Origin of the sequence: Streptomyces sp. NPDC048171, from assembly GCF_043202655.1 — a bacterium.
Lineage (GTDB): Bacteria > Actinomycetota > Actinomycetes > Streptomycetales > Streptomycetaceae > Streptomyces.
In genome coordinates, this window is sequence record NZ_JBIDAU010000005.1 from 1 (window position 1) to 26,439 (window position 26,439).

Below are 26,439 nucleotides of genomic sequence, written 5' to 3' on the forward strand. Positions count from 1 at the left end.
AAAACGGACAGGACCCCAACTCATTCTTGCTGTGAGCTGGGGTCCAACGCGTAGGCCCTGTGGGACTCGAACCCACAACCAATGGATTAAAAGTCCACTGCTCTGCCAATTGAGCTAAGGGCCCAGGGGGTACCACGCGGTGCTGCGTGATGTTGCCACACCGAGCATAGCCCGACGCGGCCGGGACGCCGATCGGGTATCGGGGTCCGGCCGCGTCGGGGGCGGTGGGAGCGCCGGCCTACGGGTCCACCGGCTCGGGGGCGTTCGCGCGGGCGGCCGCGCGGGCGCGGGTGCGGGCGTGGTCGGGGTTGAGGAACCAGTGGCGGGCCGAGGCCAGCCACCAGGTCGCCGCGAAGCCGAGGACGACCAGGACGGCGATCGGCGCGTAGTTGAAGGTCTCCCAGGTGACCGGGGAGACCTGGGGCAGCATGAACAGGACCGTGATGACGCCGACCCACGTCACCGCGACCACGCCGATCGCCCGGGACCAGCGGCCGAGGTGCCAGGGCCCGCGCTCGAAGGCGTCGCCCTTGCGGACCCGCAGCAGGGTCGGGATGACGTAGGCGATGTAGAGGCCGATGACGGCGATCGACGTCACCGCCGCGTACGCCGTGACGTTGATCAGGTACGGCAGGCCGAGGGCCAGCGCGGACAGGGCCGCCAGCCAGACCGCCGCGACCGGCGTGCGGGTGCGCGGGTTCACGGTGTGCCAGACGTGGGAGAAGGGCAGCGCGCCGTCGCGGGAGAAGGCGTAGATCATGCGGCTGTTGGCCGTCACCGACGCCATCCCGCAGAACAGCTGCGCCCCTATGACGACCAGGAGCAGCAGCTTGCCCGCGGTGGCGCCGAGCGCGTCCAGGAGGATCTGGGCGGGCGGCGCGCCGGTCGGGGAGCCGAGGGCGCCCTCGTAGGACTGGATGGCGAAGGTGAAGCCGAGGAGGAGGACGAAACCGGCGATCCACGACGTCCAGATGGATCGGACGATGCCCTTCGGGCCGGCCGTCGAGGCGTCGTGCGTCTCCTCCGTCATGTGGGCGGAGGCGTCGTAGCCGGTGAAGGTGTACTGGGCCATCAGCAGGCCGATCAGGACGACGTAGACGCCGCTGCCCCAGCCGGTGTTGTTGACGAACTCGCCGAAGACGAACGACGCCGACTGGTGCCGGTCGGGGGCGAAGGTCAGCGCGCCGACGATGACCGCGACGCCGAGGACGTGCCACCAGACGCTGACGCTGTTCAGCAGGCCGACGATGCGGACGCCGAAGGTGTTCAGCAGGCCGTGGAGGACGAGGATGGCCGCGAAGAGGAGGATCGTGCGGCCCGGTGTGACCTCGAAGTCGAACTGCAGGTTCAGGTACGCGCCCAGGAAGGACGCGGCGCCGAAGTCGATGCCGGCGGTCACCGCGACCTGGCCCAGCACGTTGAACCAGCCCGTGAACCACGCCCAGGCGGCCGCCGTACGGGGCGGCGCCAGGCGGTGCGCCCAGAAGTAGAGGCCCGCCGAGGTCGGGTACGCCGAGCAGATCTCGGCCATCGCCAGGCCGACGAAGAGGGTCATCAGGCCGACGGCGACCCAGCCCCACGTGATGACGGCGGGGCCGCCCGTGTTCATGCCGAAGAGATAGAGGGTCAGGCAGCCGGAGAGGACCGAGATGATGGTGAAGGAGACCGCGTAGTTGGAGAACGCCGACATGCGGCGGGCCAGAACCTGGGTGTAGCCGAGCTGGGCCAGCCGTTCCTCGTCCGACAGCCCACTCACCTTGGCGTCATCTGTCATGCCCCCAGCAATTCCCTCGGGGCGGGCGTGACATGCGTCACCCTGTGGCCGAAACGAGAGCGCCGTGGCCCCCACCCGTCAGGGCAGGGGCCACGGCGCGTACGGACGTTCAGGCGTCAGCCGTTGCGCTTCCAGCGGGGCTTGTCGTCACGGCGGCCGAAGGACGAACCGGACGAACCGCGGTGGTCGTCACGGCGGCCGTACGGGCGGTCGTGGCCGCCGGAGCGGAAGCCGGGACGGTCGCCCTGGCGGTCGCGGTTGAACGGGCGGTCGCTGCCGCGGTGCCCGCCGCGCTCACCGCGGTCGTCGCGGCGGAAGCCACCACGGTCGTCACGACGCTCGAAGGAACGGCCACCACGGTCATCGCGGCGGTCGTCGCGGCGGAAACCGCCACGGTCGTCACGACGCTCGAAGGAACGGCCACCACGGTCGTCACGGCGGTCGTCACGGCGGAAACCGCCACGGTCGTCACGACGCTCGAAGGAACGGCCACCACGGTCATCGCGACGGTCGTCACGGCGGAAACCGCCACGGTCGTCACGACGCTCGAAGGAACGGCCACCACGGTCGTCACGGCGGTCACCACGGTCGCCGCGGTCGGCGAAGCGGTCGCGGCCGGCCGAGGCGCCGCGCTCCGGCTTCTCCACCTTCTCGACGTCGCGTGCGCCGGGCTGCTCGGGCAGCGAGACCTCGGTCGCGGCAGCGGCCACCTCGGCCAGCACCGTCTCCGGGTCCTCGCCCCGCTCCCGCGCGACCCTGGCGACCAGGCGGTCCGCGTCCTCGCGCAGCTCGGTGGCGCGGCGCTGGGCCCGCTCCAGCTCCTTGGTGAGCTGGGCGACCTCACGCTCGGCCTGCTGCGCGGCGTTGCCCGCCGACTCGGCCTGGACCTCGGTCATCGACCGGGCGCCGGTGATCTCGGCGACCTCCGGCTCGAAGGCCGCGCCGCCCTGGATGATGTGGCGCGTGGCGTCGACGCCCGCGTCCTCCATCAGCCGGAAGATCTGGCGGCGCTGGTGCGGCAGGGAGAGCGAGACCACGGTGCCGGTGCGGCCGGCGCGGGCCGTGCGGCCGGCGCGGTGCAGGTAGTCCTTGTGGTCGCCGGCCGGGTCCACGTTCAGGACCAGGTCGATGCCGTCGACGTGGATGCCGCGCGCGGCGACGTCGGTGGCGACCAGGACGTTGACGTAGCCGTCCTTGAAGTCGGCCAGCGTGCGGGTGCGCGCGCCCTGGGTCATGCCGCCGTGCAGCGCGTCCGCCTTGGCGCCGGCGTCGCGCAGCTGCTCGGCGACGCGGTCGGCGCCCAGCTGGGTGCGGACGAAGATGATGGTGCGGCCCTTGCGGGAGGCGATGGCCGCGGTGACCGGCGCCTTGTCCTTGGGCTTCACGACCAGGATGTGGTGCGACATGGTCGTCACGGCGCCCTGGGCGGCGTCGACCTCGTGGCTGACCGGCTTGTCCAGGTACCGGTCGACCAGGGTCTTGATCTCGTTCTCCATGGTCGCGGAGAACAGCATCCGCTGGCCGCCCGCCGGGACCTGGTCGAGCAGCTCGGTGACCTCGGGCATGAAGCCCAGGTCGGACATCTGGTCGGCTTCGTCGAGAACGGCGATCTGCACGTTCTCCAGGGAGCAGGCGCCGCGGTTGATGATGTCGCGCAGGCGGCCCGGGGTGGCGACCAAGACGTCGACGCCGCGCTCGAGGGCGTAGATCTGGTTGCCCATCGAGGTGCCGCCGCAGACGACCTTCATCTTCAGGCCGAGCACGTCGCCGTACGGCTGGAGCGCGTCGGCGACCTGCATGGCCAGCTCACGGGTCGGGGTGAGGATGACGGCGCGCGGTTTGTGCTTCTCGGTGCGGCCGCCGGCCAGCGTGGCCAGCGTCGGCAGACCGAAGGAGAGGGTCTTGCCGGAGCCGGTGCGGCCCCGGCCGAGGATGTCCTTGCCCGCCAGCGCGTCCGGAATGGTCGCGGCCTGGATGGGGAAGGGGGTGGTCACGCCGTTCTGCGCGAGCTTGCGCACGACGCCCTCGGGCAGGCCCAGGGAGGCGAAGGTCACCTCGGGGGTCGCGGGGGTCTCGGCGGCCTCTACGGCCTCCGTCGCGCCCTCGACGCCTTCGGCGTTCTCGGGCATGACGGCGTGATCGGTACTGGTCATGGACATGCGAATGCGAAACCTTCCGGAGTCTCTCGTCGGCACGCGCCCGTCAACTCCGTGAATCGCGATTCGCAATACGACCGCCTCAATGCGGTCCACCACGGCAGGGGGAGAGAACGCGCCACACGGCGCGCTCTGCGGTGGCGCCGGGCAAATGGGATCAAACGATCTACCACCATACGCACCTCACACCCCCGAAGGCAAACCGGCCCGCAATGCCCAGGTCAGACAGGGGAGCGGCTAGGCCGGCGCACCGGCCGCGGGTGCCGGTTCCCGCTGCGCGAGCTGGGTCCCCGGCGGTTCGTGCGCCGACGAGGAGGGTTCCGCCACCGTCGGCTCCGGGGTCGGGGTCGTCGGCGGCTGCTCGGTCGGCGTCGGCTCCGGATCCACGGTCCGGGAGGGCTCCGCGGGCGGCGTCCAGGTGGGTCCCGGCCCGGCGCCCCCGCCCTTCGGCGGCGGGGTCCCGGGTGCACCCTCCTTCGGCCGGTCGGGCGCGGACCCGTCCTTCCCCTTCGCGTCCCCGGCCTTCCCCTTGCCGTCGTGCTTCCCCTCGCCCTTGGCGCGCTTGCCCTTGTCGTCCCCCTTGCCGCCGGCCGCCGTGCCGTGTCCGGCGCTCCCGCCCGGGCCCGCGGGGCCGCCCTCGGGCGCCTCGCCGCCCCGCTCCGCGGCGGAGTGCGACGGCCTGGCGCCCCCTCCGGACTCGTCGTCACCGACGCTCATGCAGCCGGTGGCGGCGACGACGGCCATGGCCGCGGCGGCCAGACGGACGGGTACGTACAAGGGGCGCACGGGCGGCCACCTCCGGGGTTCAAGGAGTCGCCGTGCCCAACTCCCTTCACCCACAAGAGGACACGCGCCCGGCGAGGCGGACTTGACCCGAGCGTGTCACCCGTACCCGCAGACGTTCACCCGCGCCCCGGGACGCTCACCCGTACCCGAGCGCGTGCAACCGCTCGTCGTCGATCCCGAAGTGGTGCGCGATCTCGTGGACCACCGTCACCTCGGTCTCCGCCACGACGTCCTCGCGCGTCTCGCAGAACCGCAGCGTCGGCCCCCGGTAGATCGTGATCCGGTCCGGCAGCACCCCCGCGTACCACTCCCCGCGCTCCGTCAGCGGCGTCCCCTCGTAGAGCCCGAGCAGCTCGGGATCCTCCGCCGGCGGCTCGTCCTCGACGAACACCGCGACGTTGTCCATCAGCCGCGTCAACTCCGGCGGAATCCGGTCCAGCGCCTCGGCGACCAGTTCCTCGAACTCCTCGCGCGTCATCTCCAGCACAGACCCATTGTCGGGTACGACCTTGCGGTACGACCCGCATATCCGCCCGGGGCCATGGGCATACGGGACCAATGGCCCGCGTCCCAGCCGCAGCCCCGCACGCCCTGGCCCAGGTGATGAACTCCATCCGCAACGCCCCGCGCGCCCTCACCCACCGGCTCCGCGCCCGCCGGACGCCCACCACCACACCCGAGCTGGCCGCCCGCCCCAGGCCCTGGACCCGCGCCGTCGGCCTCGTCGCCGTCGTCCTGCTCGGCGCCTGGCTCGGCCTGCTGGTCGTCGGCAACGTCCGCGTCCCGGTCGGCCCCATGAACACGACGATGACGCTGCGCCCGTCCGTGTCCGGCGGCACGAAGATCAACGTCTCCCCGCTGGGCGCCCTCCAGCTGGACAGCCACATCGCCCCGGTCCGCCTCGACGTCAACGTCGACCAGCTCGACCCCGACCGCGCCCAGGCCCTCGTCGACCACCCCGAACGCCTCTCCGGCCTCCAGGACGAGGTCGCCCGCGACGTCGAACACGGCACCCTCGACCTCGCCGTCCGCTCCTGCGTCGCCGTCGTCACCGGCGCCACCGCCCTCGGCCTCGCCGTCTACCGCCGCCCCCGGCGCGCCCTGACCGCGGGCGGGCTCGCGCTCACCCTGCTGGTCGCCTCCGGCGGCACCGCCTACGCGACCTGGAACCCCGACTCCGTCCTGGAACCCCGGTTCTCCGGCCTGCTCTCCTCCGCACCCTCCCTGGTGGGCAACGCGCGCAGCATCGTGACCGAGTTCGACGTCTACCAGAAGGAACTGGCCCGCCTGGTCACCAACGTGACCAAGCTCTACGACGTCACCTCCACGCTCCCCGCCTACCAGCCCGACCCGACCACGATCCGCGTCCTGCACGTGTCCGACATCCACCTCAACCCGGCGAGCTGGAAGATCATCGCCTCGCTGGTGCAGCAGTACAAGGTGAACGTGATCGTCGACTCCGGCGACACGATGGACCACGGCACCACCGCGGAGAACGGCTTCCTCGACCCGATCGAGGACCTGGGCGCGCCCTACGTGTGGGTCCGCGGCAACCACGACTCCCGGGAGACCCAGAAGTACCTGCGGAGCCTGAAGAACGTGCATGTCCTCGACGACGGCCGGGCCCGGAACGTCGCGGGCCTGCGCTTCGCCGGCATCGGCGACCCCCAGTTCACCCCCGACCGCTCCAAGTCGGACGGCGCCGAGGCCTCCCAGGAACTGGCCGGTGCCCGCCTGGCCTCGGCCCTGCGCGACCAGACCACCGCCGGCACCCCCGTGGACGTCGCCATCGCCCACGAGCCGTCGGCCGCCCGCGAGGTCGACGGCGCGGTGCCGCTGGTCCTCGCCGGCCATCTCCACCGCGAGGACATGGAGGTCATGAAGTACGGCACCCGTCTCCGCGTGGAGGGCTCCACCGGCGGCAGCGGACTGCGCGCGGTCGAGGGCAAGTACCCCGACCCGATCCAGGCGTCCATCCTCTACTTCGACCGGGACACCCGGCGCCTCCAGGCCTGGGACGAGATCAAGCTGGGCGGTCTGGGCCTGACGACGGCCGAGGTCAGCCGCCACCTCCCCAAGGAGAACCAGCCCGGTGCCACCCCCTCCCCCAGCCCCTCGTAAACCGTTTTGGCGATACCTCCCGCCATCCCATATGCTTCTCACGTCCCCGACGCGCTGCGAAGCGCCCAGGCGGGCCGATAGCCCTCATCGTCTAGCGGCCTAGGACGCCGCCCTTTCAAGGCGGTAGCACGGGTTCGAATCCCGTTGGGGGCACGCAGTACATGTGCGACACTGTCGTACGAAGCTTGGTCCTGTGGAGCAGTTTGGAGTGCTCGCCACCCTGTCAAGGTGGAGGCCGCGGGTTCAAATCCCGTCAGGACCGCTGAGGTTTCGTTTCACGTGAAACCTCGCGGCTGGGTAGCTCAGTTGGTACGAGCGATCGCCTGAAAAGCGATAGGTCGCCGGTTCGACCCCGGCCCCAGCCACATATGAACCCCCGTCGAGATCATCGGCGGGGGTTCTGTGTTGCCCGGACGCGGCCCGGACGGAAATCGTTCGCCAGGTTTTTCCCGGGGATGAGATCCTGGAACCCGTATGTCTACGCATCCCGCCCCCGCCCTCGGTTCCCTCGCGCCCCGGCTGGCCGAGCTGTCACTGCGCGACGCGCACCGGCTCGGCCGGCGGCTCGAAGGTGCGCGGAAGATCCGCAAGCCCGAGGCGCGCGCCGCCGTTCTCGCCGAGATCGAGACGGAGGTGGCCAAGGCCGAGCAGCGCGTCGGGGAGCGCCGGGCGCGGGTGCCCGTGGTCAGCTACCCGGAGCAGCTCCCGGTCAGCCAGAAGAAGGACGAGATCGCGGCCGCCATCCGTGATCACCAGGTGGTGATCGTGGCGGGCGAGACGGGCTCCGGCAAGACCACCCAGATCCCGAAGATCTGCGTCGAGCTGGGCCGGGGCGTCCGCGGCATGATCGGCCACACCCAGCCCCGCCGGATCGCCGCACGCACCGTCGCCGAGCGGGTGGCGGACGAGCTGGACACACCGCTCGGGGAGACGGTCGGCTGGAAGGTCCGGTTCACCGACCAGGTGAACCCGGAGTCCACCTTCATCAAGCTGATGACGGACGGCATCCTGCTCGCCGAGATCCAGACCGACCGCGAGCTGCGCGCCTACGACACGATCATCATCGACGAGGCCCACGAGCGGTCCCTCAACATCGACTTCCTGCTGGGCTATCTCGCCCAGCTGCTGCCCAAACGGCCGGACCTGAAGGTCGTCATCACGTCGGCGACCATCGACCCCGAGCGCTTCTCCCGGCACTTCGGGGACGCGCCGATCGTCGAGGTCAGCGGTCGGACGTACCCGGTGGAGGTCCGGTACCGGCCGCTCCTCGAGGAGGACGACGACGCCGACCGCGACCAGATCACGGCCATCACCGACGCCGTCGAGGAGCTGATGGGGGAGGGCAAGGGCGACATCCTCGTCTTCCTCTCCGGTGAGCGGGAGATCCGGGACACGGCGGACGCGCTGGAGAAGAAGAAGTACAGATTCACTGAAGTACTGCCGCTGTACGCGCGGCTGTCGCACGCCGAGCAGCACCGGGTGTTCCAGCAGCACACCGGGCGCAGGATCGTTCTGGCCACCAACGTCGCCGAGACGTCGCTGACCGTGCCCGGCATCAAGTACGTGATCGACCCCGGCTTCGCCCGCATCTCGCGCTACAGCCACCGCACCAAGGTGCAGCGGCTGCCGATCGAGCCGATCTCGCAGGCCAGCGCCAACCAGCGCAAGGGCCGCTGCGGGCGGACCAGCGACGGCATCTGCATCCGGCTGTACGCCGAGGACGACTTCGAGGCGCGGCCGGAGTTCACGGACGCCGAGATCCTGCGGACCAACCTGGCCTCCGTCATCCTGCAGATGACCGCGGCGGGCCTCGGTGACATCGAGAAGTTCCCCTTCATCGACCCGCCGGACCACCGCAACATCCGCGACGGCGTGCAGCTGCTCCAGGAGCTGGGCGCGCTGGACCCGGCGCAGAAGGACGTGCGCAAGCGGCTGACCGACACCGGCCGCAAGCTGGCCCAGCTGCCCGTGGACCCGCGGCTGGCCCGGATGGTGCTGGAGGCCGACAAGAACGGCTGCGTCCGCGAGGTCATGGTGATAGCCGCGGCGCTCTCCATCCAGGACCCGCGCGAGCGGCCGTCGGACAAGCAGGCCCAGGCCGACCAGCAGCACGCCCGCTTCAAGGACGAGACCAGCGACTTCCTCGCCTTCCTCAACCTGTGGCGGTACGTCCGCGAACAGCAGAAGGAGCGGGGTTCGTCGTCCTTCCGCCGCATGTGCAAGCAGGAGTACCTCAACTTCCTGCGGATCCGCGAGTGGCAGGACATCTACACGCAGCTCCGCACGGTCGCCAAGCAGATGGGCATCCACCTCGACGAGCAGGACGCCCCCGACGACCGCGTGCACGTCTCGCTGCTCGCCGGACTGCTCTCCCACGTGGGCATGAAGGACGTCAAGGAGGGCGCGAAGAACGAGTACCTGGGCGCCCGGAACGCCAAGTTCGCGATCTTCCCCGGGTCGGCGCTCTTCAAGAAGCCCCCGCGGTTCGTGATGTCCGCCGAGCTGGTGGAGACCTCCCGGCTGTGGGCCCGGGTGAACGCGAAGATCGAGCCGGAGTGGGTGGAGCCGCTCGCCGGCCACCTCCTCAAGCGCACCTACAGCGAGCCGCACTGGGAGAAGGACCAGGCGGCGGTGATGGCGTACGAGAAGGTCACGCTGTACGGCGTGCCGATCGTGGCACAGCGCAAGGTGAACTACGGGCGGATCGATCCCGAGGTCAGCCGCGAGCTGTTCATCCGCAACGCCCTGGTGGAGGGCGACTGGCGCACGCACCACAAGTTCTTCGCGGACAACCGCCGGCTGCTCACCGAGGTCGAGGAGCTCGAGCACCGCGCGCGGCGCCGGGACATCCTGGTCGACGACGAGACGCTGTACGACTTCTACGACCAGCGGGTGCCCGAACACGTCGTCTCGGGTGCGCACTTCGACTCGTGGTGGAAGCACAAGCGGCACGAACAGCCCGACTTCCTCGACTTCGAGCGCGAGATGCTCATCAACGAGAAGGCCGGGGCGGTCACCAAGGACGACTACCCGGACTCCTGGCGGCAGGGACCGCTGAAGTTCCGGGTGACGTACCAGTTCGAGCCAGGTGCGGACGCCGACGGCGTGACCGTGCACGTGCCGCTCCAGGTACTCAACCAGGTCACCGACGAGGGCTTCGACTGGCAGATCCCCGGGCTGCGGGAGCAGGTGGTCACGGAGCTGATCCGGTCGCTGCCCAAGCCGATCCGCCGCAACTACGTACCGGCCCCGAACTTCGCGCAGAAGTTCCTGGAGCGGGCGGTGCCGCTCCAGGAACCGCTCACGCTCACCATGGCGCGCGAGCTGAAACGCATGGTGGGCGTGCCGTTCGACGCCGAGGACTTCGACTGGGCGAAGGTCCCCGACCACCTGAAGATCACGTTCCGGATCGTCGACGAGCGGCGGCGCAAGCTGGCCGAGGACAAGGACCTGGAGGCGCTGAAGCTCCAGCTGCGGCCGAAGGCCCGCAAGGCGCTCTCGCAGGCCGCTGCGGCCACCGCCGTACGCAGCGGCGGTGAGTCGCTGGAGCGTTCAGGCCTGACCGACTGGACGATCGGTACGCTCTCCCGCGTCTTCGAGACGCGCCGGGCCGGCCAGCCGGTGAAGGCGTACCCGGCGCTGGTCGACGACGGCGACACCGTCTCCGTGCGCCTCTTCGACACCGAGGCCGAGCAGGCGCAGGCGATGTGGAAGGGCACGCGCCGGCTCATCCTGCGCAACATCCCGGTCAACCCGGCGAAGTTCGCGTCCGAGACGCTGACCAACCAGCAGAAGCTGAACCTCTCCGCGAACCCGCACGGTTCGATCCAGGCCCTGTTCGACGACTGCGCCACGGCCGCGGCGGACAAGCTGATCGCGGACTTCGGGGGCCCGGCGTGGGACGAGGAGTCCTACCGGAAGCTCTACGAGCGGGTCCGCGCGGAGATCGTCGACACGACCGTCCGCGCGGTGGGCCAGGTGCAGCAGGTGCTGGCGGCCTGGCAGGCCTGCGAGCGCCGCCTGAAGTCGGCACGGAGCCCCGCGTTGCTGGCGAACCTCCAGGACGTACGGGGGCAGCTGGACGCGCTGGTGAAGCCCGGCTTCGTCACTCAGGCGGGGATCAAGCGGCTGCCGGACCTGATGCGTTACCTGGTCGCCGCCGACCGGCGCCTCCAGCAGATGCCGACCGGTGTGCAGCGGGACACGTCGCGCATGGAGAAGGTCCACGAGATGCGGGACGAGTACGCGTGGCTGCTGGAGCAGCTGCCGCAGGGCCGGCCGGTGCCGCAGCAGGTGCGGGAGATCCGCTGGATGATCGAGGAGCTGCGGGTCAGCTATTTCGCGCACGCGCTGGGCACCGCGTACCCGGTCTCCGACAAGCGGATCGTGAAGGCGATCGACGCGCTCGCGCCGTAGCCGTCATCCCGTAACGGGACCTGTGCGGAGGGTGAGTTCGACCCGGACGCAACCCTCCTGTACAGTCTCTTCTCGCAGCGCAACGCAGAAGAAGCGCCGCGAAACCTGGTCCTGTGGAGCAGTTTGGAGTGCTCGCCACCCTGTCAAGGTGGAGGCCGCGGGTTCAAATCCCGTCAGGACCGCATTCAGAGGCCCGCACCGTTTGGTGCGGGCCTCTTTCGTGTCTCCAGGCGCGTCCCACCCCATGCCCCCCAGAAGCCCTCAGCGCCCCTCTCCCGGCCTTGACGGGGTCACATTCGGTCGGTACTTCAAAAGGACAGGGAACGTCCCGTGCAGGGCCCCCGGAGGTGGCGTATGGCGGCATCGGTCAGGCACGAGACGCGGGCCCTGCTCCGCGCACATCTGTCGGCCGCGTCGTCGTACCGTCACGCGACGCGCCACTGCGCGATCTGCCACCGGCTGTTGCGCCTGGCGCTGGACGCTCCGGGGCCACAGTCTCCGACCGGACGTCAAGAGGGCCTCGAGGACGAGAGCGTGCCCGTGGCGTGAGCCCCGGAGGATCCCAACACCCTTGCCACGCAGACCTCCTGGAAGCGACGCCTCCACTAGCGCACAGGCAGGGCGGCCAACAACCACCGCGTCGTGTGACGGGTGTCACCGCATGAGTTTTTGAAACCGTGGCACTTACGGCTCTCCTACAACTGGTCAATTTAATATGTGCAATTGCACTGGCTCTCGCAGTGTTCGCACAACCGATCCGACACCCCTCCCCAGACTCCGACAAGGCCGCTCACAGAACCGGCCGGCGCCTCCTCCCGGCACACGGACCCGGACACAAAAAGATCGCGCTGGACCCGGCGGAGTCCAGCGCGATCAACGACGCACCCCTGTTGGGGCAGGAACGGCGTCGCTTGGAGCTGTGGTTCCGAGCACCTCGACAGGTTGGGGGACCTGCCGTTCTGCCCGGTTATTCAGTTGTTTCAGGCCTCGCTGCGCTGCTGCGGAATGCCCGCGAGCAGAGCGCGGACCTCGGCTTCGCGGTAGCGGCGATGCCCGCCGAGCGTGCGGATCGACGTGAGCTTGCCGGCCTTCGCCCAGCGCGTGACCGTCTTCGGGTCGACGCGGAACATGGTGGCGACCTCAGCCGGGGTCAGCAGCGGCTCGGCATCAGGGGTGCGAGCGGTCATGAGCGGCCTCCTCGGGAGAACCGAACCTTCTCGGTTCATTCCTCTAAATTCTGCACCTTGACCCGCGTTGCCCGAAATGGCGGACGCGAGTCGAGTCGGTTATAGGACGAACGGCTTGTCCTCGGCACTACAACTACACCATCTGTCCAGCCGCGTCGGCCAAACCGATGGAATTGCCCTCCCAGGTGTTCATCAGCGACGGAAGCCGATGGACCATGCCATAGCGGACAGTCACGCCGCTGTGACGATCAGTCACAGGGCGATCAGGAGTCACGAGACCCCCCAAAGCGTGCAATGCTGAGATTCCGCCCACAGTGCATCACAGCAGGACGGAAGGAGCCCTCCCCGGGCTCCTTGTCCTATTTTGGCATGAGGAGGGGGAAGCGGCGCAAGAGTGATGTACGTGCGGTCCGTCACGCTTGATGCATACGCCCGGATCGGGACCTACGTCCCTTGTTGACAAGGCATCAGCACATCCGTGACGGGTGTCGGATCGGAAGACGAAACCTCAAAACGGGCGGTACGTCAAACGTCAGTTCGCCGAGCGCCGGTCCCGGACCGTCCGCCAGCGCTCCACCAGCCGCCCGTACGCCTCCCCCGCGGTGGCCGGGTCGCCGTCGCGCAGCGCCTCGATCCCCTCGGCCACGTCCGCCGCGGAGTGGTCGTCCTCCAGCTCCCCCGCCGGCACGGCGTGCACGAGCCCGCCGTAGTCCAGCTCCACGAGCGAGCGCGGGTGGAACTCCTCCAGCCAGCGCCCGACGTCCGTCAGGCCGTCGATCAGCGGACCCTCGTCCACGGCCTCCTTCAGCGCCCGCAGCCCCCGGGCCACCCGCCGCCGGGCCTGCACCATCGGCGTCCGGTAGCGCAGTACCGGCGCAGTCGGCCCCTCGTCGTCGCCGCCTTTGTCGTACTCCCGCTCCGCGTCGGAGACCAGCACGAACCAGTTGATCGGCACCTGCCAGGTGGCGGTACGGATCCAGGGGCGGGCGTCGGGGTTGCGCTCCAGCCAGCGCTCGTAGTCCTGCGTGGTCTCACGGCGTACGACCGGGGGGATCAGGGCGTCCAGGACGGGCTCCGGGAAATCCCCGGCCAGTTCCCCCAATGCCTGCCACCCGCGCAGCCGGGTCCGCCAGGGGCAGACGCAGACCACTCCGTCGACCTCCGCCACGAAGGCGTCGGCGCTCTCGTGCACCGGCACCGCCACCGGCGGGGTGGGCAGCAGGTCGGCCAGGGAGCGGCGCAGCTCCACCTGGTAGGAGGGGAGGTCGGGACGGCGGGCGTAGCGGGCCCAGTGCTCGCGCTCCGGCTCGCGGAAGGCGGCCAGCGGCTCGTACACACGCAGGTACGCCGCGTAGGGGACGATCACCGAGGACACCTTGGGCACGCCTGCTCCCTCCCCCGCACTCCGCACCGAAAACCTGCCGGAGCCGATCACAAACGCGCGGGAATCTCTGCAAATCGTCGCACGCCCGTACTCCGTGCGGAGGTGATCCTGGGCACGGTGCGGCGAGGGGACCCCGTCAGGCTCTAATCTCGTGCCACAGTCCCCGCCACCCTCACGGGGACAGGTCTCCACCCGCCGAACCTACACAGGAGTCACCACCGTGACCGACGTAACCGGCGCACCTGCTGATGTACTGCACACCCTGTTCCACTCGGACCAGGGGGGTCATGAGCAAGTCGTGCTCTGCCAGGACCGGGCCAGCGGCCTCAAGGCCGTCATCGCCCTCCACAACACCGCCCTGGGCCCCGCGCTCGGCGGTACCCGCTTCTACCCCTACGCGAACGAGGCGGACGCCGTCGCCGACGCGCTGAACCTCGCGCGCGGGATGTCGTACAAGAACGCCATGGCCGGTCTCGACCACGGCGGCGGCAAGGCCGTCATCATCGGCGACCCGGAGCAGATCAAGAGCGAGGAACTGCTCCTCGCCTACGGCCGGTTCGTCGCCTCGCTCGGCGGCCGCTACGTCACCGCGTGCGACGTCGGCACCTACGTGGCCGACATGGACGTCGTGGCCCGCGAGTGCCAGTGGACCACCGGGCGCTCCCCCGAGAACGGCGGCGCCGGCGACTCCTCCGTGCTCACCGCCTTCGGCGTCTACCAGGGCATGCGGGCCTCCGCCCAGCACCTGTGGGGCGACCCGACGCTGCGCGACCGCACCGTCGGCATCGCGGGCGTCGGCAAGGTCGGTCACCACCTGGTCGAGCACCTGCTCGCCGAGGGCGCGCACGTGGTCGTCACCGACGTGCGCAAGGACGTCGTACGGGCGCTCACCGAGCGGCACCCCTCGGTGGTCGCCGTCGCCGACACCGAGGCGCTGATCCGGGTGGAGAACCTCGACATCTACGCGCCCTGCGCGCTCGGGGGCGCGCTCGACGACGACTCCGTGCCGGTGCTGACCGCCCGGGTGGTGTGCGGTGCCGCCAACAACCAGCTCGCCCACCCCGGAGTGGAGAAGGACCTCGCCGACCGCGGGATCCTCTACGCGCCGGACTACGTGGTGAACGCCGGCGGTGTCATCCAGGTCGCCGACGAGCTGCACGGCTTCGACTTCGAGCGGTGCAAGGCGAAGGCGGCGAAGATCTTCGACACCACGCTGGCCATATTCGCACGTGCGAATGAGGACGGCATTCCGCCGGCCGCCGCGGCCGACCGGATCGCCGAGCAGCGGATGGCGGAGGCACGGCCGCGGGGGTGATCCCGCGGCGGTCCTCCGGCGATCGGGCAGGACCCTCGCAGGTTTGACCGGTACCCGTCGGGGGGAGTTGGAGAGAACTCTCACTTATCCCGGCGGGTCGACCGTCGAAAGGTGGTTAAAATCGCCGTTGACCAGCGAGGACGGGGCGCCTCGAGGGTCCTGGGGATGGCCACGTGCTGCGGGCGACGTACCGTATGGGCGTGGGCTCAGGTACCGTGGAAGCCCTACGGACCGGTCTCTCCACGGAGAGCCCGTTCCGGACCATGAACGCGTGTCAAGACTCTGGGGCCGTCGAGCCCCGTCGTTGAGGGGGTCGAGCCATGGGGCGCGGCCGGGCCAAGGCCAAGCAGACGAAGGTCGCCCGCCAGCTGAAGTACAACAGCGGTGGGACTGATCTCTCCCGCCTGGCCGAGGAGCTGGGCGCATCGCCGTCGAATTCGCAACCGCCGAATGGCGAGCAATTCGAGGACGATGAGCAAGACGATGACGTGTACGCCAAGTACGCCGACCTCTATGAGGACGACGACGAGGACGAGGACGGCCAGTCCCCGAGCCAACAGCGACGCGGCGCTTGACCTTGCACTGAGCACCTTCCCGGTCGGTGACGTATGTCACCGACCGGGTTCTGTGCTACCCGCGGGATCTCAGCCGGCGTAGTCGCCGACCAGCGCCGCGCCCGTCTCGTGGTCCGTGCGGTCGGTGATCTCGCCGGCCACCCAGGCGTCCACGCCGCGGTCGGCCAGGGTCGTCAGGGCCACGTCCGTCGATTCCTCGGGCACGATCGCGATCATGCCCACGCCCATGTTCAGGGTCTTCTCCAGCTCCAGGCGCTCGACCCGGCCGGTGCGGCCGACGAGGTCGAAGATCGCGCCCGGGGTCCAGGTGGAGCGGTCGACGACGGCGTGCAGTCCGTCGGGGATCACACGGGCCAGGTTGGCCGCGAGGCCGCCGCCGGTGACGTGGCTGAAGGCGTGGACCTCGGTGGTGCGCAGGAGGGCCAGGCAGTCCAGGGAGTAGATCTTGGTCGGCTCCAGCAGCTCCTCGCCGAGGGTGCGGCCGAGACCGTCCAGGTGGGCGTCGAGCGCCAGGCCGCCCTGGTTCAGCAGGACGTGGCGGACGAGCGAGTACCCGTTCGAGTGAAGCCCGGAGGACGCCATGGCGATCACCGCGTCACCCGTACGGATGCGATCCGCGCCGAGTACCCGGTCGGCCTCCACGACGCCCGTACCGGCGCCGGCGACGTCGAAGTCGTCCTCGCCGAGCAGGCCGGGGTGCTCGGCCGTCTCGCCGCCGACCAGGGCGCAGCCGGCCAGGACGCAGCCCTCGGCGATGCCCTTGACGATCGCGGCGACGCGCTCGGGGTGGACCTTGCCGACGCAGATGTAGTCGGTCATGAAGAGCGGCTCCGCACCGCACACCACGATGTCGTCCATGACCATGGCGACCAGGTCGTGGCCGATACTGTCGTAGACGCCCAGCTGCCGGGCGATGTCGACCTTGGTGCCGACGCCGTCGGTGGCGGAGGCGAGCAGGGGGCGCTCGTAGTTCTTGAGGGCGGAGGCGTCGAAGAGGCCGGCGAAGCCGCCGATGCCGCCGAGGACCTCGGGGCGGCGGGTCTTCTTCACCCACTCCTTCATCAATTCGACGGCGCGGTCGCCCGCCTCGATGTCGACGCCCGCGGCTGCGTAGCTGGCACCAGTTGTGTCAGGCATGACGATTAAGACCTTCGTGTCGTACGGCAGGTATTGCGGACGGACGGCTACGGGCGACGGATGGCGTCGGCGGCGGCCGTACCGGCGGGCCCGGCGGCCAGCTCGGTCTCCAGGAGCTGCTTGCCGAGCAGCTCGGGGTCGGGGAGCTCCATCGGGTACTCGCCGTCGAAGCAGGCACGGCACAGGTTCGGCTTGGCGATGGTGGTCGCCTCGATCATGCCGTCGATGGAGATGTAGGCGAGGGAGTCGGCGCCCATGGAGGTGCCGATCTCCTCGACGCTCATGCCGTTGGCGATGAGCTCGGCGCGGGTGGCGAAGTCGATGCCGAAGAAGCAGGGCCACTTCACCGGCGGGGACGAGATCCGGATGTGGACCTCGGCGGCGCCGGCCTCGCGGAGCATGCGGACCAGGGCCCGCTGGGTGTTGCCGCGGACGATGGAGTCGTCCACGACGACCAGCCGCTTGCCCTTGATGACTTCCTTCAGGGGGTTCAGCTTCAGGCGGATGCCCAGCTGGCGGATGGTCTGCGAGGGCTGGATGAAGGTGCGGCCGACGTAGGCGTTCTTGACCAGGCCGTTACCGAAGGGGATGCCGGATGCCTCGGCGTACCCGATGGCGGCGGGCGTGCCGGACTCCGGGGTCGCTATGACCAGGTCGGCCTCGGCAGGGGCCTCCTTCGCCAGCTTGCGGCCCATCTCGACGCGCGAGAGGTAGACGTTGCGGCCGGCGATGTCGGTGTCCGGGCGGGCCAGGTACACGTATTCGAAGACGCAGCCCTTGGGCTTCGCTTCCGCGAATCGTGAAGTGCGCAGGCCGTTCTCGTCGATGGCGACGAACTCGCCCGGCTCGATCTCCCGGACGAAGCTGGCGCCGCAGATGTCGAGGGCGGCGGACTCGGAGGCCACCACCCAGCCGCGCTCCAGCCGCCCGAGGACCAGCGGGCGGATGCCCTGCGGGTCACGGGCGGCGTAGAGGGTGTGCTCGTCCATGAAGACGAGGGAGAAGGCGCCGCGCACCTGGGGCAGCACCTTGCCGGCCGCCTCCTCGATGGTCAGCGGCTTGCCGTCGTCGTCCACCTGGCCGGCGAGCAGCGCCGTGACCAGGTCGGTGTCGTTGGTCGCCGCGACCCGGGTGGAGCGGCCGTCCTGCTTGGGCAGGTCGGCGACCATCTCGGCGAGCTGGGCGGTGTTGACGAGGTTGCCGTTGTGCCCGAGCGCGATGGAGCCCTGCGCGGTGGCACGGAACGTCGGCTGGGCGTTCTCCCACACGGAGGCACCGGTGGTCGAGTAGCGGGCGTGACCGACCGCGATGTGACCCTGGAGCGAACCGAGTGAGGTCTCGTCGAAGACCTGGGAGACCAGTCCCATGTCCTTGAAGACGAGGATCTGGGAACCGTTGCTTACCGCGATACCCGCGGATTCCTGGCCCCGATGCTGGAGGGCGTAGAGCCCGAAGTAGGAGAGCTTTGCGACCTCTTCGCCAGGAGCCCAGACACCGAAGACGCCGCATGCGTCCTGGGGGCCCTTCTCGCCTGGAAGCAGATCGTGATTGAGTCGACCGTCACCACGTGGCACGCCACCGAGTGTAGGCGAGATCGACCACTGGTCCGAATTTGGGATTTCGGCTCACCAGTGGATCACCGATCGGCCACGGCTCGCACGGTCGTCCCGTCTTCGCTGGTCAGCGTGAGGTTTTCCTGATCGATCCGGTAATCGACCGGGCCCTTGAGGAAGCTCAGCATCCGCTTCTCGGCGTCCATGAGTGAGCCTTCGCACATCATTCGGGTCGTGGAAGGGGCGCCGACGGTGATACGCCCGTCGCTGACGGTGGCCTCGGCGTTGACCCGGTTGCAGGGGAGGCGTCCGGAGACGGTCTTGGCCTCCGGGTCGAAGGTGAGGTGGGCGCGGTCCTGCTGGGCCGGGCTGGTCACGGTCCACTTCGTGCCGTACAGGGACGCGTCCTTCGCCCGGCTGAGCTCGACGGTGTCGCCCCCGGAGGTGGTGAACGTCAGGCCGTCGCCCTTGCTCTCGGTGGTGAGCGTGCCGGTGGTGAGGGCGCGGCCGAGGGACTTCTCGAACTCGACGGGCGTCTTGTCGCAGGCCTTCTCGGTGAACATGGCGTCACTGAGCCGGACGCGTTCACCCTTGACGTCGGCGCGCGCGCTGAAGGTGTTGCAGCCGGTGCTGCCCTCCGCCTCGCCGGCGTCGTCGATCCGCACCCGTGCCTCGTCCGGTGCCTTGTGCGTGGTGCCGTCGACGGTGACGCTGTCGATGCTCCACTGCACGCCGGTGATGGGCTTTCCGGCGCCTACGGAGGCGCTGCCGTCGTCCGCCTTCTCGCTGCCGCAGGCCGCGGCGAGCGGGACGAGCGCGGCGACGGCCGCCACGGTCAGGGTCTTCCTTCGCTGCTGCTTCTGCCTGTACATGGCGATTCGACGGAGGACTGGAGGATCTGGTTCCCCTCCCTCTCCGCTCCCTCTCCGCTCCCTCTCCTCGCGGCCGTCGCCCGGTCAGCCGAGCAGGGGCAGCAGCGCACCCAGGTCGGCCCGCTCGCCGCTCGCGCTCAGCTTCGCCTCGGCCACAGCGTCCTTCCAGGTCAGCCGCCCGGTGGCCAGCCGGATCCAGGTCAGCGGGTCGGTCTCGACGACGTTGGGCGGGGTGCCCCGGGTGTGCCGGGGGCCCTCGACGCACTGCACGACGGCGTACGGCGGGATCCGCACCTCGGTCGAGGCGCCGGGCGCCTTCACGGCGAGCGCGTCGGCGAGCAGCCGGGTGGCGGCTGCCAGGGCCTGCCGGTCGAGGGGGATGTCGAGGCCGGGTACGGCGGCGGTGAGGTCGTCGGTGTGCACGACGAGTTCGACGGTGCGGGTGACGACGTAGTCGGCGAGCGGCAGCGCGCCGGCGCTGGTGGGGAGCAGCCGGCTGCCCGGGTGGGTGTCGAGGCGCTCGGTGAAGCGCCGCTCGACGTCGGCGAGGTGGGCGTCGAGGTCGGGGTGGTCGGCGGACAGGCGGCGGGCGGTGCCGGCGATGGCGTCCGCGTCGGCGGCGATCGCGAACGGCCAGTCGAGCAGCCGCCCGTCCTGCCGTGCGGGCTCGGGCTCGCCGAGCAGCCGGTCCACGGCGGTCAGTGCCATCCCGACGTGCGCGACCAGCTCCCGCACGGTCCAGTCCCCGAGGCGGGTCGGCAGCGCGAGCTGCTCGGCCGTGAGGCTGCGGACGGCCGCCCGCACGTTCCCGAACTGGGCGAGGACGGCGGCACGGGTGCGGGCGGGGTCGTAGGCGCGGGGGCGTCTTCTGGCGGGCGGCATGGAGGCGAGCCTAACGACTGCTCATGCGGGGCCGGCCACTCCGCTGCCCGGGCCCTCAGGGCTCGCCCCAGTCGGCGCGGAACGTGGAGTGACCGGGGAGGACGACGTCCGTGCAGTGGCGGCGGGTGGTCACGTCGTCGACGTAGGCGCGGAAGACGTCCTCCATCCGGGAGGCCACCAGCTTGGCGTAGCCGGGGCGGCCGATGGTCATGGTGTGGATCTGGGGGCGGCCGTCGCAGACGGACGAGGCCCACCAGACCGGGTCCGTGGCGCTCCGGCCCGCCTTCCCCGGAACCGCCGGTTCCGGGGTCTCGCCGTCGTCGGTGCCGGTGAGGCGGAGGTCGTCGGTGACCGGGCCGGCATAGGTGCGCAGGGAGACGAACCACTCGCCCGGCATGTCCGGGCTGCCGAGCCAGTCGTGCGCGTCGGTCTCCTTCGCGTACACGCTGTTGGCGCGGCCGAAGTCGAGCACCAGACCGCAGCTCTCGTCCCACACCCGGCGGTCCGTGCGGGACTCGAGCACCTCGTCCGGGTACGGCGACCGCTCGGCGAGGCCGGTCCTCCCGTACCAGGCGCAGGTTCCCTCCGCCCGCGCCGCCGGGACGGGCCCCGCGGTCAGGGCGGGCACGTCGTCGGGGGCGTCCGGCAGGCGCTCGGCGCAGCCGAGCCGGTCGGCGAGGTTGTTGGCGGTCTCCACGGCAGTCTCGGCGAGGACGGCGCGGTCGTCGCCGCTCACCTGGCCGCCCCGCGGCGGCATGAGTTCGGCCCGCGCCCACAGGGCCCGCACGGATGTGTCCTCCGCCGTTCCTTCCTCGCACGGCAGCTGCACGGTGACCGAGGAGTCGGTGACGCGCCCGGCGATGCCGCCGCCCAGGGGCTGCGGTGGATAGGTGGTCCGGCCGAGCAGGTCGACCGGGCTCTTCGTCGGTGCGTCCGCGATCCGGGGCTGACCGGCCGGCAGGACGCCCATCTGCCCGGTGAAGAACCAGCGGATGCCGGTGTCGGTGCCGGCCCGTTCGCCCGCCTCCGTGCTGAAGATCTCGCAGTCGTGCGGGATCCCGGTGTCCGGGTCGAAGCTGTCGTCGTCGAGTCTCCGGTGCGAGATGGTGCCGCCCGCCTCGGAGAGGTCCAGCACCCGGCCCGCCGGGACGAGTCCCCCGCAGGCCGCGTCGATCTGCCGGTGGTTGTTCCACACCAGCCAGATCTCCCGGCCGCTCCAGCCGATGGCCACCACCGCGGCCAGGCACAGCACGACGTTGACCGCCTTGCGCACCCCGTCCGGTATCCGCACCGCTCCCCCGTCCCCCGGCGGCCCCCGTCCGCGCCGCGATCACCGCTGAAGCTAACAGGTGCCTAGTCGCGGAAGGACGGGGAGGCGGGAGCCGGTTCCGGTGCCTCGAAGACCTCGCCGTTGCGCGGGACACCGATTTCGTGCCAGGTGAAGGGGACCCCCCGGGCGGTGTCCGGGTCGGGGCCGTCCATCAGCTGGAAGTGGACGTGCGGCTCGGTGGAGTTGCCGGAGTTGCCGCAGCGGCCGAGGACCTGCCCGGCGGTGACCCGGTCGCCCTCGCGGACGGCCAGGGAGCCGCGCTGGACGTGGGCGTACAGGGCGTGGGTGCCGTCGCCGAGGTCGATGACGACGTGGTTGCCGATGATGCGGCGGACGCCGGCGAGTTCGCGGACCGAGCCTTCCAGGATCATCAGGTACAGCAGCGCGGGCAGCGAGTTGCGGCTCAGGTGGTCGCGCTGGGTGTCGGAGGCCCGGACGACGGTGCCGTCGGCCACCGCGAGCAGCGGGGCGCCGAACGCCGGGAAGTCGCGGTTGCGGCGGGCGACCGGCCACAGCACACGGAAGCCGGGGCGGGCGCCGGGCTTCGGCTCGGCGACGAGGTCGATGGCGAAGGTCTGCCCGTAGGCGTGGATGCCGTGGCTGGGGGTGCGGTCGGCCGGGCTGTTCAGCGCGGACCAGCGGCCGGTCACGGGCGGGCCGACCTCGACGGGCTCGCGGGCGGTGCCGGGGGCGTCCGGGGCGCCGCCCCAGCGGTTGACCACCGTGATCAGCGCGTACGCCAGGGCCAGCGGCAGGAAGTTCCACCACCAGGCGTGGTCCAGGTCGAACAGCACGGTGGCGGCCACCGCGCACAGGAAGGCCACTTGCAGCAGCCGGAAGACGAACATGGCGAGCTTGCGGACGGACATCGTTCCCCCTGGTTCGTGATGGTCCCGGTCAGGGCCGGGACGTCGACAGCGCCACCAGCAGCGGTACGACCCTCCCCGGCGGCACCTCGTGGCGGCCCCGGCCGGTGGCGTGCAGCCAGCCGGCGCCGGTGAGCTGGCGCAGGTGGTGGTAGATCTGACCGGTCGTGCCCACGCCGTCCAGCTCGGCCAGTTCGGCCGCGGTGCGCCGGCCGCCGAGGATCTCGCGCAGCAGCCGCAGCCGTACCGGATGACCGAGCGCGGCGAACACCTCGGCGCTCTCCGCCCAGTCGGCGTCCAGCAAGCCGTCGGTGAGCGTGCCGTGCTGCCAGCCGTACTGCTCCCCGGTCGGGAGGCGGACGGCACCGGTGAACAGGACGCCGCCGTCCGCCGCGCCCAACTCGGCGAGCTGCTCCTTCAGCCCCTCCAGGGCCCAGAAGTCGCCCTCACCCGGGCGGGGAGCCGGTCGTTCCCCGGCCTCCTCCAGTGCCGCCAGCCGCCGTTCGAGATCGGCGACGCGTTGTTCCAGTTGCTCCACTCGTTCGAGATTACGTAACTACGTAATCTCACGCAAGGCCCACGGTCCGCGGCCCGGCGCCGCCCGGACATGCGGAAGGGCCGCCCGGAAGGTTCCGGACGGCCCTTTCACCTGGTGCGACTCCTAGGCGAGCAGCCCCGGGATGGTCCCCTCGTGGGCCTCGCGCAGGTCGGTCAGGGAGAGGGAGAACTCGCCCTGGACCTCCACCGCGTCGCCGTCGACGACACCGATGCGGGTGACGGGCAGGCCGCGCGCGCCGCACATGTCGTTGAAGCGGACCTCCTCCGAACGCGGGACGGCGACGACCGCGCGGCCCGCCGACTCCGAGAAGAGGAAGGTGAAGGCGTCGAGCCCGTCCGGCACGACCAGACGCGCGCCCCGGCCGCCCAGCAGCGCCGACTCGACGACCGCCTGCACCAGACCGCCGTCGGACAGGTCGTGCGCGGAGTCGATCATGCCGTCGCGGGAGGCGGAGATCAGGATCTCGCCGAGCAGCCGCTCGCGCTCCAGGTCGACCTTCGGGGGCAGGCCGCCGAGGTGGTCGTGGACCACCTGGGACCAGGCCGAGCCGCCGAACTCCTCGCGGGTGTCGCCGAGGAGGTACAGCAGCTGGCCGTCCTCTTGGAAGGCGACCGGCGTACGCCGGGCCACGTCGTCGATGACGCCGAGGACCGCCACGACCGGGGTCGGGTGGATGGCCGCCTCGCCCGTCTGGTTGTAGAGCGAGACATTGCCGCCGGTCACCGGGGTGCCGAGCTGGAGGCAGCCGTCGGCCAGACCGCGCACGGCCTCCGCGAACTGCCACATGACCGCCGGGTCCTCCGGCGAGCCGAAGTTCAGGCAGTCGGAGACCGCGAGCGGCTTGGCGCCGGTCGTCGCGACGTTGCGGTACGCCTCCGCGAGGGCCAGCTGGGCGCCCGTGTAGGGGTCGAGCTTGGCGAAGCGGCCGTTGCCGTCGGTGGCGATGGCGACGCCGAGGCCGGACTCCTCGTCCACGCGGATCATGCCCGAGTCCTCGGGCTGGGCGAGGACGGTGTTGCCCTGCACGAAGTGGTCGTACTGCTGGGTGATCCACTGCTTGGACGCCTGGTTCGGCGAGCCGACCAGCTTCAGGACCTGGTCCTTCAGCTCGTCGGACGACTGCGGCCGGGGCAGCTTGTTCGCGTCGTCCGCCTGGAGGGCGTCCTGCCACTCGGGGCGGGCGTAGGGGCGCTCGTAGACCGGGCCGTCGTGGGCGACGGTGCGCGGGTCGACGTCGACGATCTTGCCGCCGTGCCAGAAGATCTCCAGCCGGTCGCCGTCGGTCACCTCACCGATGACGGTGGCGATGACGTCCCACTTCTCGCAGATCTCCAGGAAGCGGTCGACCTTCTCCGGCTCGACGACCGCGCACATGCGTTCCTGCGACTCGCTCATGAGGATTTCCTCGGGAGACAGGGTCGAGTCGCGCAGGGGTACGTCGTCCAGCGTCACGCGCATGCCGCCGGAGCCGTTGGACGCCAGCTCGCTGGTCGCGCAGGACAGGCCGGCCGCGCCGAGGTCCTGGATGCCGACGACCAGCTTCTCCTTGAACGCCTCCAGGGTGCACTCGATGAGGAGCTTCTCCTGGAAGGGGTCGCCGACCTGCACCGCCGGGCGCTTGGACGGCTTGGCGTCGTCGAAGGTCTCGGAGGCGAGGATCGACGCGCCGCCGATGCCGTCGCCGCCGGTGCGGGCGCCGTACAGGATGACCTTGTTGCCCGCGCCCGACGCCTTGGCGAGGTGGATGTCCTCGTGCCGCATGACCCCGATGGCACCGGCGTTGACCAGCGGGTTGCCCTGGTAGCAGGCGTCGAAGACGACCTCGCCGCCGATGTTGGGCAGGCCCAGGCAGTTGCCGTAGCCGCCGATGCCGGCGACGACGCCGGGCAGGACGCGCTTGGTGTCGGGGTGGTCCGCGGCGCCGAAACGGAGCGGGTCCACGACGGCGACGGGACGCGCGCCCATCGCGATGATGTCGCGCACGATGCCGCCGACGCCGGTCGCGGCGCCCTGGTAGGGCTCGACGTACGACGGGTGGTTGTGCGACTCGACCTTGAAGGTGACCGCGTAGCCCTGGCCGACGTCGACCACACCGGCGTTCTCGCCGATGCCGACGAGCATCGCGTCGGACTGGGGGGCCTTCTCGCCGAACTGGCGCAGGTGGACCTTGCTGCTCTTGTACGAGCAGTGCTCGGACCACATGACGGAGTACATGGCGAGTTCCGCGCCGGTCGGGCGGCGGCCGAGGATCTCCACCACCCGCTCGTACTCGTCCTTCTTCAGGCCCAGCTCGGCCCAGGGCAGCTCGACGTCGGGGGTCGCGGTCGCGTGCTCGACCGTGTCCAGAGGCGTCCGGCTCATGCGTTGACCAGCTTCTTGAGGATCGAGGTGAAGAACGGGAGGCCGTCGGTGCGGCCGGTGCCGATCAGCGGCTCGACGGCGTGCTCGGGGTGCGGCATGAGGCCGACCACGTTGCCCGCGGCGTTGGTGATGCCGGCGATGTCGTTGAGCGAGCCGTTGGGGTTCATGTCCAGGTAGCGGAAGGCGACCCGCCCCTCCGACTCCAGCTCGTCCAGCGTCCGCCGGTCGGCGACGTACCGCCCGTCCATGTTCTTCAGCGGGATGCGGATCTCCTGGCCGACGGTGTAGTCGCTGGTCCAGGCCGTGCCCGCGTTCTCCACCCGCAGCTTCTGGTCGCGGCAGATGAAGTGCAGGTGGTCGTTGCCGAGCATGCCGCCGGGCAGCAGGTGGGCCTCCGTGAGGATCTGGAAGCCGTTGCAGATGCCCAGCACCGGAAGACCGGCCTTCGCCTGGTCGATGAGGGTGTCCATCACCGGCGAGAAACGCGCGATGGCGCCGGCCCGCAGATAGTCGCCGTAAGAGAAACCACCGCAGAGCACCACGGCGTCGACCTGCTTGAGGTCCTTGTCCTTGTGCCAGAGGGCGACGGGTTCGGCGCCGGCGACGCGGATCGCGCGCTGCGTGTCCCTGTCGTCGAGACTGCCGGGGAAAGTGACGACGCCAATACGAGCGGTCACTTCACGGCCTCCGCGACTGCGTCTTCCGACTCGACCTTGACGGTGAAGTCCTCGATCACGGTGTTGGCGAGGAAGGATTCCGCAAGATCATGGATGCGGGCGAGGGCGGCGTCGTCGACGGGCCCGTCCACTTCCAGTTCGAATCGCTTTCCCTGGCGGACGTCCGAGATCCCTTCGAAACCCAGCCGCGGCAGTGCGCGCTGCACCGCCTGGCCCTGGGGGTCGAGGATCTCCGGCTTGAGCATGACGTCGACTACGACGCGTGCCACTGGCACTCCCGGTGTGTGGTGCTGAGCAGGTCCCTTCAGACTACCCGTACAAAATTTCTACGCGCGTAGCCTTGGAGGAAACTACGTGAGCCCGATCACGATTGGGCATCGGCGGGGGACGCCCGCGAAAAGCTTCGGGAAAGATCCCGGATCGACCCCGGACACCTATTGCGCGGAGGACACGCCAAGAGATTTAGTCGGTCTTCCCATTGCAATGCC

At 70.4% G+C, this 26,439-nt stretch carries 21 protein-coding genes and 5 tRNA genes; 9 read left to right on the forward strand and 17 right to left on the reverse strand.

The genetic code is table 11. From position 1 onward, the window contains the following. Window positions 1–51: 51 nt before the first annotated feature. The 5 genes from ACGF3J_RS14540 to ACGF3J_RS14560 all read right to left on the reverse strand — a co-directional run bounded on the left by ACGF3J_RS14540 (window position 52) and on the right by ACGF3J_RS14560 (window position 5,203). Window positions 52–124 (reverse strand) — tRNA-Lys (locus ACGF3J_RS14540). A gap of 114 nt (window positions 125–238) precedes the next feature. Beyond that, the gene (locus ACGF3J_RS14545; protein WP_161326053.1) at window positions 239–1,774 is read right to left on the reverse strand and encodes an amino acid permease; all 1,536 of its coding nucleotides are present in this window, start codon (window positions 1,772–1,774) and stop codon (window positions 239–241) included. 116 nt (window positions 1,775–1,890) lie between these two features. After that, on the reverse strand, window positions 1,891–3,933 hold the full coding sequence (locus ACGF3J_RS14550; protein WP_393854183.1) for a DEAD/DEAH box helicase: 2,043 nt from the start codon (window positions 3,931–3,933) through the stop codon (window positions 1,891–1,893). A 234-nt stretch (window positions 3,934–4,167) separates the two neighbouring features. After that, the gene (locus tag ACGF3J_RS14555; protein WP_161330410.1) at window positions 4,168–4,716 is read right to left on the reverse strand and encodes a hypothetical protein; all 549 of its coding nucleotides are present in this window, start codon (window positions 4,714–4,716) and stop codon (window positions 4,168–4,170) included. A 136-nt stretch (window positions 4,717–4,852) separates the two neighbouring features. Next, entirely contained in the window at window positions 4,853–5,203 is a 351-nt protein-coding gene (locus ACGF3J_RS14560; protein ID WP_064728673.1) for a metallopeptidase family protein, read from the reverse strand. A 71-nt stretch (window positions 5,204–5,274) separates the two neighbouring features. Between ACGF3J_RS14560 and ACGF3J_RS14565 the strand changes: the two genes are divergently transcribed. The 7 genes from ACGF3J_RS14565 (at window position 5,275) to ACGF3J_RS14595 (ending at window position 11,802) form a co-directional block, all read left to right on the forward strand. Beyond that, the gene (locus ACGF3J_RS14565) at window positions 5,275–6,837 is read left to right on the forward strand and encodes a metallophosphoesterase (protein ID WP_161330411.1); all 1,563 of its coding nucleotides are present in this window, start codon (window positions 5,275–5,277) and stop codon (window positions 6,835–6,837) included. An 80-nt stretch (window positions 6,838–6,917) separates the two neighbouring features. Further along, window positions 6,918–6,990: transfer RNA gene (locus tag ACGF3J_RS14570), tRNA-Glu, on the forward strand. Between the two features lie 34 nt (window positions 6,991–7,024). Beyond that, window positions 7,025–7,099: transfer RNA gene (locus ACGF3J_RS14575), tRNA-Asp, on the forward strand. Between the two features lie 29 nt (window positions 7,100–7,128). Then, window positions 7,129–7,202: transfer RNA gene (locus ACGF3J_RS14580), tRNA-Phe, on the forward strand. 109 nt (window positions 7,203–7,311) lie between these two features. After that, complete coding sequence (gene hrpA / locus ACGF3J_RS14585) at window positions 7,312–11,253, forward strand: ATP-dependent RNA helicase HrpA (RefSeq protein ID WP_161330412.1); 3,942 nt, start codon at window positions 7,312–7,314, stop codon at window positions 11,251–11,253. 107 nt (window positions 11,254–11,360) lie between these two features. Beyond that, a tRNA-Asp gene (locus tag ACGF3J_RS14590) sits at window positions 11,361–11,435 on the forward strand. A 172-nt stretch (window positions 11,436–11,607) separates the two neighbouring features. Then, window positions 11,608–11,802, forward strand: coding sequence for a DUF6274 family protein (locus ACGF3J_RS14595; protein ID WP_125492939.1), 195 nt, complete (start codon window positions 11,608–11,610; stop codon window positions 11,800–11,802). 431 nt (window positions 11,803–12,233) lie between these two features. Here ACGF3J_RS14595 and bldC read toward each other — a convergent pair whose 3' ends face one another. Continuing rightward, window positions 12,234–12,440 (reverse strand): developmental transcriptional regulator BldC, encoded by a 207-nt coding sequence (gene bldC, locus ACGF3J_RS14600; RefSeq protein ID WP_003949541.1) that lies wholly within the window; start codon window positions 12,438–12,440, stop codon window positions 12,234–12,236. 532 nt (window positions 12,441–12,972) lie between these two features. Continuing rightward, complete coding sequence (locus ACGF3J_RS14605; RefSeq protein WP_161330413.1) at window positions 12,973–13,824, reverse strand: hypothetical protein; 852 nt, start codon at window positions 13,822–13,824, stop codon at window positions 12,973–12,975. Window positions 13,825–14,044: 220 nt separating this feature from the next. Between ACGF3J_RS14605 and ACGF3J_RS14610 the strand changes: the two genes are divergently transcribed. Both ACGF3J_RS14610 and ACGF3J_RS14615 read left to right on the forward strand, forming a co-directional pair. Further along, window positions 14,045–15,139, forward strand: coding sequence for a Glu/Leu/Phe/Val dehydrogenase dimerization domain-containing protein (locus tag ACGF3J_RS14610; RefSeq protein ID WP_125492941.1), 1,095 nt, complete (start codon window positions 14,045–14,047; stop codon window positions 15,137–15,139). 320 nt (window positions 15,140–15,459) lie between these two features. Continuing rightward, entirely contained in the window at window positions 15,460–15,714 is a 255-nt protein-coding gene (locus ACGF3J_RS14615) for a DUF3073 domain-containing protein (protein WP_003974884.1), read from the forward strand. A gap of 69 nt (window positions 15,715–15,783) precedes the next feature. Here the strand turns inward: ACGF3J_RS14615 and purM are convergent, their stop codons facing one another. The 10 genes from purM to purS all read right to left on the reverse strand — a co-directional run bounded on the left by purM (window position 15,784) and on the right by purS (window position 26,220). Further along, a complete protein-coding gene (purM, locus tag ACGF3J_RS14620; RefSeq protein WP_161332706.1) occupies window positions 15,784–16,851 on the reverse strand; it encodes a phosphoribosylformylglycinamidine cyclo-ligase in 1,068 nt (355 codons plus the stop codon). Window positions 16,852–16,898: 47 nt separating this feature from the next. Next, window positions 16,899–18,425: an amidophosphoribosyltransferase gene (gene purF / locus ACGF3J_RS14625; RefSeq protein ID WP_122616963.1), complete on the reverse strand. Its 1,527-nt coding sequence runs from the start codon at window positions 18,423–18,425 to the stop codon at window positions 16,899–16,901. Between the two features lie 62 nt (window positions 18,426–18,487). Continuing rightward, window positions 18,488–19,276 carry an META domain-containing protein gene (locus tag ACGF3J_RS14630; RefSeq protein WP_161332705.1) on the reverse strand — a complete coding sequence of 263 codons (789 nt, stop codon included), beginning with the start codon at window positions 19,274–19,276 and terminating at the stop codon, window positions 18,488–18,490. A gap of 84 nt (window positions 19,277–19,360) precedes the next feature. Beyond that, the gene (locus ACGF3J_RS14635) at window positions 19,361–20,158 is read right to left on the reverse strand and encodes a sterol carrier family protein (RefSeq protein WP_393854184.1); all 798 of its coding nucleotides are present in this window, start codon (window positions 20,156–20,158) and stop codon (window positions 19,361–19,363) included. 55 nt (window positions 20,159–20,213) lie between these two features. Beyond that, entirely contained in the window at window positions 20,214–21,449 is a 1,236-nt protein-coding gene (locus ACGF3J_RS14640; protein WP_161332703.1) for a hypothetical protein, read from the reverse strand. Between the two features lie 62 nt (window positions 21,450–21,511). Further along, a complete protein-coding gene (locus ACGF3J_RS14645; protein ID WP_161332702.1) occupies window positions 21,512–22,357 on the reverse strand; it encodes a M23 family metallopeptidase in 846 nt (281 codons plus the stop codon). Between the two features lie 28 nt (window positions 22,358–22,385). Further along, the gene (locus ACGF3J_RS14650; protein WP_161332701.1) at window positions 22,386–22,892 is read right to left on the reverse strand and encodes a winged helix-turn-helix domain-containing protein; all 507 of its coding nucleotides are present in this window, start codon (window positions 22,890–22,892) and stop codon (window positions 22,386–22,388) included. 123 nt (window positions 22,893–23,015) lie between these two features. Continuing rightward, window positions 23,016–25,274 carry a phosphoribosylformylglycinamidine synthase subunit PurL gene (gene purL / locus ACGF3J_RS14655; RefSeq protein ID WP_161332700.1) on the reverse strand — a complete coding sequence of 753 codons (2,259 nt, stop codon included), beginning with the start codon at window positions 25,272–25,274 and terminating at the stop codon, window positions 23,016–23,018. After that, window positions 25,271–25,951 (reverse strand): phosphoribosylformylglycinamidine synthase subunit PurQ, encoded by a 681-nt coding sequence (gene purQ / locus ACGF3J_RS14660; protein ID WP_161332699.1) that lies wholly within the window; start codon window positions 25,949–25,951, stop codon window positions 25,271–25,273. Before purQ ends, purL begins: the two co-directional genes overlap by 4 nt. After that, window positions 25,948–26,220: a phosphoribosylformylglycinamidine synthase subunit PurS gene (gene purS, locus ACGF3J_RS14665; protein ID WP_122616955.1), complete on the reverse strand. Its 273-nt coding sequence runs from the start codon at window positions 26,218–26,220 to the stop codon at window positions 25,948–25,950. The genes purQ and purS overlap by 4 nt, the downstream gene beginning before the upstream one ends. Between the last annotated feature and the right edge of the window lie 219 nt (window positions 26,221–26,439).

Bases quoted from the DNA above. Each gene is read 5' to 3' on its own strand.
- ACGF3J_RS14545 (WP_161326053.1), bottom strand. From the start codon at position 1,774: ATGACAGATGACGCCAAGGTGAGTGGGCTGTCGGACGAGGAACGGCTG.
- ACGF3J_RS14550 (WP_393854183.1), bottom strand. From the start codon at position 3,933: ATGTCCATGACCAGTACCGATCACGCCGTCATGCCCGAGAACGCCGAA.
- ACGF3J_RS14565 (WP_161330411.1), top strand. From the start codon at position 5,275: ATGGCCCGCGTCCCAGCCGCAGCCCCGCACGCCCTGGCCCAGGTGATG.
- hrpA (WP_161330412.1), top strand. From the start codon at position 7,312: ATGTCTACGCATCCCGCCCCCGCCCTCGGTTCCCTCGCGCCCCGGCTG.
- ACGF3J_RS14595 (WP_125492939.1), top strand. From the start codon at position 11,608: ATGGCGGCATCGGTCAGGCACGAGACGCGGGCCCTGCTCCGCGCACAT.
- bldC (WP_003949541.1), bottom strand. From the start codon at position 12,440: ATGACCGCTCGCACCCCTGATGCCGAGCCGCTGCTGACCCCGGCTGAG.
- ACGF3J_RS14615 (WP_003974884.1), top strand. From the start codon at position 15,460: ATGGGGCGCGGCCGGGCCAAGGCCAAGCAGACGAAGGTCGCCCGCCAG.
- purM (WP_161332706.1), bottom strand. From the start codon at position 16,851: ATGCCTGACACAACTGGTGCCAGCTACGCAGCCGCGGGCGTCGACATC.
- ACGF3J_RS14630 (WP_161332705.1), bottom strand. From the start codon at position 19,276: ATGTACAGGCAGAAGCAGCAGCGAAGGAAGACCCTGACCGTGGCGGCC.
- ACGF3J_RS14635 (WP_393854184.1), bottom strand. From the start codon at position 20,158: ATGCCGCCCGCCAGAAGACGCCCCCGCGCCTACGACCCCGCCCGCACC.
- ACGF3J_RS14645 (WP_161332702.1), bottom strand. From the start codon at position 22,357: ATGTCCGTCCGCAAGCTCGCCATGTTCGTCTTCCGGCTGCTGCAAGTG.
- purL (WP_161332700.1), bottom strand. From the start codon at position 25,274: ATGAGCCGGACGCCTCTGGACACGGTCGAGCACGCGACCGCGACCCCC.